This window comes from Mesobacillus maritimus (assembly GCF_019749255.1).
GTDB lineage: Bacteria > Bacillota > Bacilli > Bacillales > Cytobacillaceae > Mesobacillus_B > Mesobacillus_B maritimus_A.
Genome location: NZ_JACWFH010000002.1, coordinates 54149 through 62045, shown reverse-complemented (window position 1 = coordinate 62045; position 7897 = coordinate 54149). Strand labels below are relative to the sequence as shown.

At 38.3% G+C, this 7897-nt stretch carries 9 protein-coding genes; 4 read left to right on the top strand and 5 right to left on the bottom strand.

What is annotated here, in order from left to right:
- Positions 1 to 177 precede the first annotated feature (177 nt).
- Positions 178 to 411 (bottom strand): hypothetical protein, encoded by a 234-nt coding sequence (locus tag H0185_RS01260; protein WP_221870430.1) that lies wholly within the window; start codon positions 409 to 411, stop codon positions 178 to 180.
- A 135-nt stretch (positions 412 to 546) separates the two neighbouring features.
- On the opposite strand from H0185_RS01260, the gene pdaB reads away from it, so the two are divergent.
- On the top strand, positions 547 to 1299 hold the full coding sequence (gene pdaB, locus H0185_RS01255; protein ID WP_221870428.1) for a polysaccharide deacetylase family sporulation protein PdaB: 753 nt from the start codon (positions 547 to 549) through the stop codon (positions 1297 to 1299).
- Positions 1300 to 1345: 46 nt separating this feature from the next.
- On the opposite strand, the gene H0185_RS01250 is transcribed toward pdaB, so the two are convergent.
- Entirely contained in the window at positions 1346 to 2020 is a 675-nt protein-coding gene (locus H0185_RS01250) for a KinB-signaling pathway activation protein (RefSeq protein ID WP_221870427.1), read from the bottom strand.
- Between the two features lie 145 nt (positions 2021 to 2165).
- Here H0185_RS01250 and gerD point away from each other — a divergent pair, with 145 nt between their 5' ends.
- Positions 2166 to 2744 carry a spore germination lipoprotein GerD gene (gerD, locus tag H0185_RS01245; RefSeq protein ID WP_221870425.1) on the top strand — a complete coding sequence of 193 codons (579 nt, stop codon included), beginning with the start codon at positions 2166 to 2168 and terminating at the stop codon, positions 2742 to 2744.
- Between the two features lie 39 nt (positions 2745 to 2783).
- On the opposite strand, the gene H0185_RS01240 is transcribed toward gerD, so the two are convergent.
- From H0185_RS01240 to H0185_RS01230, 3 genes are all read right to left on the bottom strand, one after another.
- Complete coding sequence (locus tag H0185_RS01240) at positions 2784 to 3845, bottom strand: Mrp/NBP35 family ATP-binding protein (RefSeq protein ID WP_221870423.1); 1062 nt, start codon at positions 3843 to 3845, stop codon at positions 2784 to 2786.
- A 205-nt stretch (positions 3846 to 4050) separates the two neighbouring features.
- Positions 4051 to 4761: an N-acetylmuramoyl-L-alanine amidase CwlD gene (cwlD, locus tag H0185_RS01235; protein WP_221870421.1), complete on the bottom strand. Its 711-nt coding sequence runs from the start codon at positions 4759 to 4761 to the stop codon at positions 4051 to 4053.
- 79 nt (positions 4762 to 4840) lie between these two features.
- Positions 4841 to 5284 (bottom strand): YbaK family protein, encoded by a 444-nt coding sequence (locus H0185_RS01230; protein WP_221870420.1) that lies wholly within the window; start codon positions 5282 to 5284, stop codon positions 4841 to 4843.
- A 207-nt stretch (positions 5285 to 5491) separates the two neighbouring features.
- On the opposite strand from H0185_RS01230, the gene H0185_RS01225 reads away from it, so the two are divergent.
- Together H0185_RS01225 and H0185_RS01220 are read left to right on the top strand one after the other, a co-directional pair.
- Positions 5492 to 6766, top strand: a complete 1275-nt coding sequence (locus H0185_RS01225; RefSeq protein ID WP_221870419.1) for an MFS transporter — start codon at positions 5492 to 5494, stop codon at positions 6764 to 6766.
- The gene (locus tag H0185_RS01220; protein ID WP_221870418.1) at positions 6720 to 7340 is read left to right on the top strand and encodes a TetR/AcrR family transcriptional regulator; all 621 of its coding nucleotides are present in this window, start codon (positions 6720 to 6722) and stop codon (positions 7338 to 7340) included. Before H0185_RS01225 ends, H0185_RS01220 begins: the two co-directional genes overlap by 47 nt.
- Positions 7341 to 7897 lie beyond the last annotated feature (557 nt).

The window sequence follows — 7897 nt, the reverse complement described above, 5'->3', positions numbered from 1 at the left end:
TGACGCTTGTTTGTTTAGTTTTCAAAGAACATATTCGCTCAGAAGCGACTTTTTAAATTTAACATAGAATTAAATTTAAATCAATAACTTTTTTTCGTTAATGTCGTTGTCTATCAGCGACGTTTATTAATATACCAACTAAAATAATATATGTCAACACTTTAACCAAATTTATTTTTAATAAGATTTTCTTGATGCCTTTTTATCTGTCGCTATGTATTTCATACACTCTGCTGGAGAAGCAACTCTTTTAAATAACGAAAATAATATTTTATATCGTTCCTTCATCGCCCTTTTTACCACATGGTCAATTCGTTCATCCCTTAAATCAAATAAGATTTCATCCATTTCTCTTTTAATCAGATATTCCAACTCTTTGCATTCTTTTTTGTTAATTAAGAATCCAAGCATAACAACACTCCTATTCAAGTTGTTAGTGATTGTATCTTTTCCCTCCTCTCACTTTATAATTCATAAGTTTTATACATATCCTTCCGATTTCTTCATAAAAATTAGACAAGGAGTCCATGGACGAGGTGAATAGTAATGAAATTCTTTTTAGTGTTGAATGGAAAATCGGTTAAACAAGCAATAGTCATTCTCATCGCAGCATTTTTTACCGCGTGGTTTTTTTATGTTGAAAGCATAGCTCAGGTCCCAGTTTTCTCAACAGAAGATGGACCAAAGGCGATCTACAAGGGAGAAAAGGACGTAGCTTTAACCTTTAATATTGGTTGGGGAGATGAAAAAGCAGAACCTATCCTTGATACCTTAAAAAAAGAAAATATCCCTGCTGCAACCTTTTTTCTATCAGGTGCTTGGGCTGAGAGGCATCCCGACTTAGTTAGTCGTATTGCCAAGGAAGGCTATGAAATTGGAATTCTCGGGTATGATTATAAGGATTACACAGAAATTGAAGAGGCAAAAGTTAGACAAGATCTGTCAAGAGCACAAGAGGTGTTTAAAAAGTTGAACATTGAGGATATCGAGTTGGTAAGAGCACCTACTGGACATTTCGATAAACGAACATTGAATATTGCTGACAAGATGGGCTATACCGTCGTTCATTGGAGTCTAGATTCAAAAGATTGGACAAATCCAGGTGTAGAAAACATCGTTGAAAACATTAAAAAGACAAAAAAGGGAGATATCGTCCTCTTGCACGCATCCGACTCAGCCAAACAAACAGCTGCAGCACTCCCCGCTGTTTTGAGTGAGATTAAAAACAAAAACCTGAAAATGGTTACTGTTTCAGAAATGATTGCAAACGGAAAAACGAAATCTTCCGAGGTAAACTAATCTTAAAAATTGTTAGGCCCATAAACTAAACAAAAAAAACCGTCCATTAAGCATTGGACGGTTTTTTTTGTGTTCTTTTCGGTTTTGAATTAGGTGCTTTTTGTATGTTTTCCCGTTCTTTAAGTGATCTTTCGTTCAACCTTGGAAGCATTAAAAGTTGGTAGGCATTGCATATCAGTAACGGGAACAGCATTAAGTAAACCCAACTTTCCTCATTTACCCTTAAGACTGGTACCCATTCGATTACGGTAACAACAATCATGAAAAACAATGCTGGAATAAAAGCCATTTTGTTTGTTTGCTTTGATTTTAAATAAGCCACAATTAAGCCAGCTATAAATACAACGAGAGCTAATCCAATATAAGGTAGAAGGCTTTCATTCTCTGCCGCAAATACTTCATATCTTAGGTAAACTAAATCAAAGAGTACAACAGCAATTAAAATCAACTGAACTGCATTCCATAGCTTATTGGATTTGAAAACCCCAAGCCCAAACCTGTGTACGGTCAGATAAGCAAAAAATCCCGCCTGACTTAAAAGGCTAAAGATAAAACCGACACCAATAAGCCAAAATAAGATAGCCAGTATCTCAACGATATTAAAATCAATGAAAAATGGTGCAAACTCATCCCAGCGCACTATAAAACCAACAATACCTGTAGTAATGCCGCCGATGAGTAATGTGGAGATAAATAATTTTACCCAGTTCCTACTTGTCACTATATTTTCCTCCAATAATAAAGTTCACTTCTTTGATTGTACCAATCAGCGCTAGAAAAATCTAGGATTAGACCACTTGACTGTATAATATTTAAAGAACAATCCATTCTAAAGGTAAGGTTGCTTTTGTGAAAGGGGAATGACTATGTTAAAAGCCATTAAGTTCCTAATCCCAGCGTTATTCTTAGGGTTCGTTTCCGGTTGTGCACCTGTAGAAACAAGTGGAGAGGAATTGGATTACGATGCAACTAAGAAGATGGTTGTTGATATTTTAAAAACAGATGATGGAAAAAAGGCTATCCAAGAAATGATGAAGGATGAAGAAATGCAACAGAAACTCATTATGGAACAATCGGTAGTTTCAGATGCAATTGAAAAATCACTCATTTCTGAAAAGGGAACTGAGTTTTGGAAAACTGCATTTGAGGATCCCAAATTTGCGGAAGCTTACGCAAAAAGCATGCAGACTGAACATGAAAAATTAATCAAAAACCTCATGAAAGATCCTGAGTACCGCTCCATGATGGTCGAGATTTTAAAAGACCCTGAATTAGAGAAAGAAATGCTCACTCTGTTAAAAAGCAGTGAATATCGACAACAAATGCAAACGGTTATTACTGAGACTTTCGAAAGCCCATTATTTAAAGCTAAAATTCAAGAAATTATTGTGACAGCAGCAGATGATATAAGCAAACAACAGGAGAAGAAGAAAGAAGAACAATGATGCAAAAAGCCTTTCCACAAGGGAAAGGCTTTTTAATGATTATTTTTCTAAGCTATTTACAACTTGCTTCGCAATATCTAGGTAAAGTGAGCCTATTTTATGATCTTCTTGATAAATAGATGGAGCAAAGTCTTCTGTATTCCAATCAGGTTGTCCGAGTGGTAGCTTCCCTAATACCTTTGTATTAAGTTCATCGGCAAGTTTGTCACCGCCACCTTGGCCAAATACTAATTCCTTCTCACCAGTTACTTTACTCTCAAAATACGACATATTCTCGATTACTCCGAGAAGCTCATGATCCGTACGTAATGCCATTGCTCCTGCACGAGCTGCTACAAATGCTGCAGTAGGGTGCGGGGTTGTGACAATAATTTCTTTACAAGCAGGAAGCATTGAGTGAACATCTAAAGCCACATCCCCTGTGCCTGGAGGTAAATCTAATAGCAAGTAGTCTAGATCGCCCCACTCCACTTCATTAAAGAAGCTATTGAGCATCTTGCCTAGCATTGGTCCACGCCAAATGATTGGTGCATTATCTTCAACAAAGAATCCCATTGAAATAACTTTAACGCCAAAACGATCTACAGGAATGATTTTCTCTCCACGTACGACAGGACGTTGAGTAATCCCCATCATATCTGGAACACTGAAACCATAGATATCAGCATCCACTAGTCCTACTTTTTTCCCTAAACGAGCAAGCGATACCGCTAAATTAACAGAAACCGTTGATTTCCCAACTCCTCCCTTACCACTTGCAATGGCAATAAAAGTTGTCTTACTAGCTGGAGAAAGAAGTCCTTCATCATTGCTTCCACTATCGCTTTCTGAGCGGTACTTTGCAAGAACCTCTTGTGGTAGTTCAATAAATCTAAGACCTACTGTAGCAGCTCCCGCTTCCTTTAATAGATTGACAATCTGTGTCTGTAATTGTAATTGCTCAGCGGTACCTGTTTTAGCGAGAGCAATTTTAACACTGACGTGGTTCTTTTCTTCTTTAATTTTCACTTCTTCAATCGCATTTAGTTCACTAAGCGTTTTATGTAAAAATGGTTCATTTAATCCACCTATGAGTTCTCTAACTTGTGCATCCGTTACCATAATAAAGTAATCCCCCTAGTCTGATAATTTTATCAATTATAAGTATAACATAATGTCATCGTAACAGGATGTTATCCCAATCACACATTGAAACCGCTTTCCATTATCTTAACGCATTCTAGTTCGTTTGGCTATATTTTGAATTCACGGATAAGGTGTTTGATTCAGTACTTCGCCAATAAAAAAAGAAGGAGAATGACCTCCTTCAATTAAAAATTTTACGCTCATTTGTATAATAACGCATTACTCCTTGGTAAATGGAAGCAGCAACTTGTTCTTGATATTCTTCTTGTCTTAATAATTCCCTTTCTGTTGGGTTTGAAAGAAACCCTATCTCGACAAGTACGCCTGGGATTTCAGAGTTCTTTAATATATAGATACTGTCCGAGGTCTTTGCTTCTCGATTTGTGTTTTCTAGATTTCGACGAAGTTCTTCTTGAATAAACTTTGCTCCCCGCTTGCTCTCTTTAAAATGACCAGAATAAAAGGTTTGTGCACCCTTCCATTTTGATGAAGGAATAGCATTTAAATGTATGCTAGCAAAAAAGCTCGCATCAGAGTGATTAATCAACTCTAGCCGCCTTTTTAAATCTTGTACCTTTCTACGGCTATATCCTTTAAGATCTTTATCGGCCAAATCAATATCCGTCTCCCGTGTCATTAAAACAAGGGCACCCTGCTGCTGTAAATAGTCACGGAGCTTAAGGCTGACATTTAATGAAATATCCTTTTCTATTGCCTCTCCTTGAACCGCCCCTGGGTCAGGCCCACCATGACCAGGATCTAAAACAATGATTTGACCAGAAAGAGGTAAGTTCTGCATCCTCCATGCATCGTCTTCTTCAAAATCATATTGCAGGATTATAAATAACGACATAAGTCCAATTACATAGAGTAATACTCGAAACTTCTTCATTAGGCTCTAACCATCCTCCCACTCACTCGTCCCATTTTTTTAAAATATATGGGACAGGAAGTCTGTTTAGAACCCCGTATTAGTGCATTTTTAGCTTATGCCGTTTCTCTCCTTTTTGGAATCCTTCTCGCCACCAGCCATCAACATATTGTTCACACATGTAATAAAGGGATTCACCTGCGATTCCCTCATCTCCATTCCCCCAGAACAGGAAGAAGTTATACAAGGTATCAACAAGGTGTTTTTCCTCTTCCCGACATCTTTTACGCGCCATCTCAAGTGATTCACCAAAGTAGCCAAAGCGACTATATCTTCCTCCCAGCAAATAAGCCTCAATTGCCACATCATAACACGCTTCTTCAATACCAGAATTCATCAGGAGACCTGACGCCAGTCTAGAGGAACCAAAACAATCTTTCACTCTCGCTTGCAACCTCTGAATAGATAACTCACGCAACAATGAGCGCTCATATTTTATTTGCTTTTCACGCTTTTTCTCATTAAAAGTCGTTACTACATTCAATGGATACTCACCTCTTGCCACTAGTGTGATACCAGCATGTCCGAAGAATACAAACTTAATTTGGGATTCCATTTCCAATTTTAAAATAAAAACCCATAATGAGAGTTGTAAAACGACATTAATGTCGTTATAATAAAGTTACATAAACGACACTCGTGTCTTTTATGTAACTGTTTGTTTAACCATAAAAAGGGGTTGAGTGAGAATATGAACAAGAGTTTAATGAAGAACAAAGGGTTTACCACGCTTATGGCAGCTCAAGCTATATCTAGTATTGGGGATTGGCTAAGTATGATCGCAGTTATTACGTTAGTAGGCTTAAAGTGGAATGCTTCACCAATGGAAGTATCCCTCATCATTTTATGTCTAGCACTTCCTATGGCCCTATTCGGTCCTTTTACTGGAACACTCGCAGACCGTTTTAACCGCAAAGGATTAATGGTGATATCTGACATAGTACGTGCTGCACTGATTCTCATTTTGGCTGTAGCGGACACTATTTGGATTGTGTATATCTGTTTAATTACGATTGGAGTATTTTCCTCATTCTTCGTCCCTGCAAAAAATGGGAAATTAAAAGAGTTAGTTCCACAAGAGGATATGAAAAGCGCCATGGCAATCACCTCTATGATTGATTCAAGTACAAAAATATTGGGTCCCTTATTAAGTGGAGCCCTCGTTTCTGTGTTTGGCGCAAAGATGGTATTTTTAATCGACTCCTTTACCTTTATTGTTTCAGCATGCTTAATCTTATTGTTGCCTAAGGGGGCTCAGACCCTCTCCAATGAAAAAGAACCTACTAGTCAGCCCAGTTCCTCATTGAAAAATGAATTGCTAGTAGGACTTACTTTTATTAAGTCCAGGTTTCACTTGTTAGTAGGAATGTTTTTTCTAGGGTTTAGCCTTCTAATTTTGCAACTCTCCGATTCTCAAATTATCGTTTTACTTAGGGAGATTCCGTCAGTATCTCCAGACCTGTTCGGATATATTGTGACAGCCTCAGGTATCGGGATGCTATTGTCTGGGATACTGTTAGCAAAAAGGACTGAGTATCTCGCTTATCACTTGATGTTGGTTGGGGTTTGTGGAATTGGGATTAGCTTTGGTCTAATGGCTGTTCTCACTCACTTAGAACTAGCTTTTATCATGATTTGGGGACCTGTTTTAGGCTTTTTCGGTGGCTTCTCAGCAATACTGGTATTTGTGCCCTTTCAAACAGCTGTTCAGCTTGAAACCCCTGTTCATTTGACTGGAAGAGTATTTGGAGTTATTAATAGTGTAACGACCACCGCAACGATTATTGGACCATTATTAGGCGGTTACCTTGCAACGGTATTAGGAGTCGTACCAACCTTTATTATTACCGCTTCCTTATTAATAGTAGCAGCTGTAATTGGGTATTTAGCGAAAAACAAAATTAATCGGGGGAATCAGGATGTCTCCAAAAGTCAGCAAGGAACACCTAGAACAACGACGAGCTAAAATAGTAGAAGCAGCAACACAAGTCTTTATCGAACATGGATATGAACGAACGACCATGAAGCATGTAATGGACGCAGCAGACGTTAGCAGAGGAGGTTTGTATCAATACTTCTCAAATAAGGAAGATTTATTTGAAGCCATCTTAGCTGATCGACTATTGATTGATGTAGCAAAAACAGATCAATTACTAAAAGAAAAAGTAGAATCTTATTGGGACTTACTGCTATCGCGAATTTTTGGTGAGAGCAAAGAACCAAGTGATCATATGGATCCATTAGCCGCAAGTAACTTAGAGTTTTTTATTACTGGACGAAATGACCAGCGAAGAAGGAACTACGCCCAAGAGAGATATTCCTTCGCACTCAAGCTATATGCAAACATTATTGAAGCCGGGCAACAAAGCGGTGAATTTAGCAACAAACAGAGCGGTGAAATGATCGCAAGGTCAATCATTACCTTCATTGACGGCCTCGCACTTGATCACGCCATTCTTCCTAAGGAGGATGTAAAGCTAAAAGAACAATCTAGCTTGTTGATTGAGTATTTAAGGTTGGCGCTTGAGGTTAAAAACTAGAGGAGTCAATTATGTGCTTTTAAGATTTTCATCCTGGCACCCTTTTGGGCTTCATGAACTTTTCATGGAGCATTTTTTCTGTTCCGGCACTCTTTGGTCTCATGGATTTTTCATGGAGCACCTTTTTCTGCTCAGGTACTCTTTTTGGGTCTTATGAAGTCTTCATAGAGCACTTTTTTCTGCTCCGGCGCCCTTTTTGGGTCTTATGCACTCTTCATAGAGCACTTTTTTCTGCTCCGGCGCTCTTTTTGGGTCTTATGAAGTCTTCATAGAGCGCTTTTTTCTGCTCTGGCGCTCTTTTTTGGTTTTATGAATTCTTCATAAAGCACTTTTTTCTGCTCCGGCACTCTTTTTGGGTCTTATGAACTCTTCATAGAGCACTTTTTTCTGCTCCGCCACTCTTTTTAGGGTCTTATGAATCCTTCATAGAGCGCTTTTTTCTGCTCCAGCACTCTTTTTTGATTCTCATGAATTTATCAACACCCTCTATACCCAAGATCGGATATGCTGAGTTTTCCACCGTTACCTTTTTCACCACCTCACCTCTTTCTCGGGCA

Coding starts and splice junctions, on each gene's coding strand:
- H0185_RS01260 (WP_221870430.1), bottom strand. CDS start 411: ATGCTTGGATTCTTAATTAACAAAAAAGAATGCAAAGAGTTGGAATAT.
- pdaB (WP_221870428.1), top strand. CDS start 547: ATGAAATTCTTTTTAGTGTTGAATGGAAAATCGGTTAAACAAGCAATA.
- gerD (WP_221870425.1), top strand. CDS start 2,166: ATGTTAAAAGCCATTAAGTTCCTAATCCCAGCGTTATTCTTAGGGTTC.
- H0185_RS01240 (WP_221870423.1), bottom strand. CDS start 3,845: ATGGTAACGGATGCACAAGTTAGAGAACTCATAGGTGGATTAAATGAA.
- cwlD (WP_221870421.1), bottom strand. CDS start 4,761: ATGAAGAAGTTTCGAGTATTACTCTATGTAATTGGACTTATGTCGTTA.
- H0185_RS01225 (WP_221870419.1), top strand. CDS start 5,492: ATGAACAAGAGTTTAATGAAGAACAAAGGGTTTACCACGCTTATGGCA.
- H0185_RS01220 (WP_221870418.1), top strand. CDS start 6,720: ATGTCTCCAAAAGTCAGCAAGGAACACCTAGAACAACGACGAGCTAAA.